This is a genomic window from Paenibacillus solisilvae (genome assembly GCF_042656405.1).
In the GTDB taxonomy this organism is placed as follows: Bacteria; Bacillota; Bacilli; order Paenibacillales; family Paenibacillaceae; genus Paenibacillus_Z; species Paenibacillus_Z solisilvae.
In genome coordinates this window covers 1-297 of sequence record NZ_JBHSOW010000097.1, presented here as the reverse complement: position 1 = coordinate 297, position 297 = coordinate 1, and the positions used below count along the sequence as shown (strand labels likewise).

General features: G+C 46.5%; 1 pseudogene. It reads right to left on the bottom strand.

From position 1 onward, the window contains the following. Positions 1–297, bottom strand: a pseudogene (locus ACFPYJ_RS33230) (transposase); the annotation flags it as partial.

Here is a 297-nt window from a genome sequence, read left to right as displayed (position 1 = left end):
TGCGCTTTCGTACAAGCAGCTTTGAGTGGACAACCCTCACAACTCGTACTCCGATAATGACGGTGCTTGATTTCAAATCCGCTTTCGGTTGTTTCTTTGCTTTCATACCGGAACACGAGTTATTTTCCAGCCGCGCACGTCCATGTATCCTCATCTTTGTCATAGCTCCAGTTGTCGATCTTACTGATATCCTGTTGCCAGCGTTTGGATTTCTCCTTATGATACACGCCATATTTGACGATGGCCTCAACCTGTTCTTCTTCTAGATAGGCGTAGTTTTCTTCTCCGCCATAGCCC